Origin of the sequence: Nostoc sp. WHI, assembly GCF_015714725.1 — a bacterium.
In the GTDB taxonomy this organism is placed as follows: Bacteria; Cyanobacteriota; Cyanobacteriia; order Cyanobacteriales; family Nostocaceae; genus Nostoc.
The window spans coordinates 1-3,655 of record NZ_WBKM01000226.1; the positions used below are offsets into that span (position 1 = coordinate 1).

At 40.2% G+C, this 3,655-nt stretch carries 3 protein-coding genes; 2 read left to right on the plus strand and 1 reads right to left on the minus strand.

Features of this window, described 5'->3' with window-relative positions; all coding sequences use genetic code 11:
- On the plus strand, nucleotides 1-321 hold a 321-nt coding region (locus F8S12_RS22990), incomplete at its 5' end, for a transposase (protein WP_196515888.1).
- A gap of 110 nt (nucleotides 322-431) precedes the next feature.
- Here F8S12_RS22990 and F8S12_RS22995 read toward each other — a convergent pair.
- Nucleotides 432-1,733, minus strand: coding sequence for a hypothetical protein (locus F8S12_RS22995; RefSeq protein WP_196518635.1), 1,302 nt, complete (start codon nucleotides 1,731-1,733; stop codon nucleotides 432-434).
- A gap of 530 nt (nucleotides 1,734-2,263) precedes the next feature.
- On the opposite strand from F8S12_RS22995, the gene F8S12_RS23000 reads away from it, so the two are divergent.
- On the plus strand, nucleotides 2,264-3,655 hold a 1,392-nt coding region (locus tag F8S12_RS23000; protein WP_196518637.1), incomplete at its 3' end, for a FecR family protein.

The window sequence follows — 3,655 nt, forward strand, 5'->3', positions numbered from 1 at the left end:
ATGATATATATACCTGAAGAAAATGCACTAATTGGAATTAGCCAAACAGAATTTAAAACATTACATTCAATTCATTGGGGGATTGAATGCTACCACAGAGCGATTAAACAAGTATGTGGTATTGGTCGATTTATGGTGAGGACATCTGAGGCAATTAGAACTCACTTTTTTAGCGCAATTCGAGCTTTTACACAATTAGAATTAATGCGGGTAGAAGAGTTAATTGAAAATTGGTATGAACTCCAAAGAAATTTATCTCTTCAAGTAGCTCGTGACTTTATTTTAGAACACCTATCACAGAAGTTGGGATTTACTGCATAGTATCACTTTTCTGTCAATGCGTAAGTTCTATTAACTTAGTACCATTCGGTCATTGGCATTGGTTTTTAACAAAGGACAAAGGACAAAGGACAAATGATCAATGACTAATTTCAAAACTGACCTAATTGCAAATTGTAATTAATACTGAAGAACCAGCCATCAAAATCAATGTTTTCGGCGGTTGAACTACCTAAACTCGCTCCAGCCTGAATATTCATATTACTGGTATCGGATATTCGGTAATTTAAGTGTCCAAATAGCCGATGAAATTGGTCTTCTCGATCGCGCTGTGTAAAGTCCGAAAAGTTCACCTGGTAGTTAATACCAACTTGAAGAGGTTTTTGCAAAAAATAGTTTAGAGAAATCCAAAAGGAATTGATTATCCGATTACGACTTTGGGGATCACCAAAATTTACATTTAATTCGTAGAAGCTATCTAGCGTTAATTTTGGAGTTAGAGGATCACGTCGTCTCAAAGACAGTTGCAGGGAATTTCCGTTTAAAAAGCGATCGCCTGCTTTGAAGCTATCAAGGCGATCGCTGTTGTTGGCATAAAATAACTGTTGATTGCTCCAACTGATTTCTCCGTACATTTGCTGCGATAGCTGCTGGTAAATACTGAGATTAAATCTCACCTGGTTGTAATGGTATTGTGACTGATTTATATAACGAATTAGGTTGCCATCAATTGAGCCGTTTAAATAAGTCTTAGATCCTAAAGGGAAATATGCAGAGGCTAGCGTCAATCCAGAAATAATTAAACCATCTTCTATGGGACTATCATTTGAGGAAAAAATGTTACTCGTCTGGAAGTAGCCTACACGGGCTTGTAGATAGCCTATAGGTTTAAACTTAATTACAGGTTGTTTTATCGGTGGAAGAGCAGGCTGTTCTAGGGGTCTTAACCGCAGACGCAACCCCAATTCGCGATCGCCCCTATTAGACTCAGGTGGCTGTTTTTGCGATCGTAGTAGTTCCATTAGCCTCTCTAGCCTCTGGGACTGATTTATCTCAGGTGCATTCAACAGTTCCTCTTTTGAGTCTGATGGAGATGTAGGCAAATCACTTGGCTGCGATTCTAGCTGTGGCAGGTCATTTTGGTTTTGAGTATCTTCAACTTCTTCAGTTGAATCTGGGGATTGAGTAGTTTTTGGTGTTTGCTGCACCACATTTAACGGCATCTGAGAGTCTAAATTCTGTGATTTACTAGACTGCTTGCATAAAGAGTTAATTGCCTCTTCCGCCAACTTCTGACATGGCTTCTGAGTTACGTGTGTACTTGCTAAATTGTTAAGATGCCAAATATCTGTATTTGCAGATTCTGCCGCATCTACTCCAATGCAACACAAGCTTCCACCACTGGACGCTAACAAAGTACAAAAAAACAAATTTTTCCAGTTTTTGAGTCGCATCTGGTTAGACCGCGTTGATCGCGTTTGGCAAATGTAGACCCACAAACTGTATCGGAAGTTCCGACTCAGAAGATACAATTGAGTGCATCTATCTTAGCTTTGTAAGTATATACTGAAATTACAAACTGAAATTCTTGATTTTCGGATTTTTTTGCAAAAATGAAATGCTCCAATTAGATTTCTGCTCAACTTTAGTGAAATACAGCCAGTAAGTAACCTCACAACAGATACCTAACAACTTCTTGTTACACATACCTTATGACCCTGTGGCTGCTCTGATTAAAAAGAAATTTAATTGTAGATATCAAGTTAGTACTTGATATCTACAGCAGACTTTATTGTATACAATGTCAGTTTCATAATCAAAATTTAAATAAATTCAATACATAGTTCATTTATTATCTATTTTATGTATTAAATGTAGACTAAGGTGCAAATAAATTTACCTGAATAAACTCGTCATAACAATTAGCAACAGCTTTAAATTTTAACTTTTTGGGTATTAGTTGAAGTTCACAAGTTCTCAAATTATGTTTTATAAATTATCTTCACTATTAGTAATTAGTTTATGGGGAGTTATAGTACTTCTTTTGCCAAATCGGGTAAGTGCTATAACTCCTCTGACGCGAGCGGAGATTCTCAACCTCCACAACTTGGTGCAACTGATACCCAGAGATAAACTCAAGAAGCGTCCTGCACGCAAATCAGATGCAATGACTCCTGGGGATGGGTTATCAACTGGCCGAGCTTCCCTAGCAGATTTGCGTTTCAATGATGGCTCTTTGGCACGGGTTGGAGAACAGGCGTTATTTGAATTTTTGCCGAAGACTCGCGACTTTAAACTGTTAAACGGGACTGTGTTGCTCCTCATCCCACCAGGAAAGGGGCAAACACGCATACAAACACCAAATGCAGCAGCAGCAATTCGTGGTTCAGCATTATTTGTGCGCTACGACCAACAAACAGACACCACGATTGTGGGTGCACTGACAAATAGCGGCATTGAAGTTTCTAACAAAGAAGCTTCCGAAACTCAGGTGCTGGAAGCAGGGCAAATGGTGATTATAGTTAAAGGGAATTTTCAGAACTTATATGATTTTGATCTGAGAAATTTTTATGAAACGAGCGAACTGGTTCGGGAACTTGATTTAAACAGGCAAAGTCCAGTGCCTACACCTGATCCTGCAATCATCAGTGTTCAAGCCGAAACTGCTGCTGCTTTGGAAGCACAGCCACCAATAAAAGGCGAGGGAGTAATTGAAAACCCCTCTTTTGTACAGCTAACTCCTAGTCCTTCAAATTTGCCCAGTAGTAATGATGTTATCAAAGACAATTCCTCAGAGAAAACAGGACAAACCTCGACAGATACTAAGCAGCAGAGTGAACCAAGTGGTAATAACAGCAAGGTAAATACTCAGGATAGTAACGTTGGTGTTGATTCTAGTGGAACCCTAACAACGCCTCAAAACTCCTCAACAGAAAACCCGACAAACAAAAATCCGCAAAATAACACATTGCCCGTTACCCCGGTAACTGAGACTACACCTGTCATCCCACCAACTGAAACTACACCTGTCATCCCACCAACTGAAACTACAACTGTCACCCCACCAACTGAAACTACAACTGTTACTCCACCAACTGAAACTACACCTGTCACCTCGCCAACTGAGACTACAACTGTCACCCCGCCAACTGAAACTACAACTGTTACTCCGCCAACTGAAACTACAACTGTTACTCCGCCAACTGAGACTACAACTGTCACCCCGCCAACTGAGACTACAACTGTTACTCCGCCAACTGAGACTACACCTGTAACCCCGGCAACTGAGACTACACCTGTAACCCCGGCAACTGAGACTACACCTGTAACCCCGGCAACTGAGACTACACCTGTAACCCCGGCAACTGAGACTACA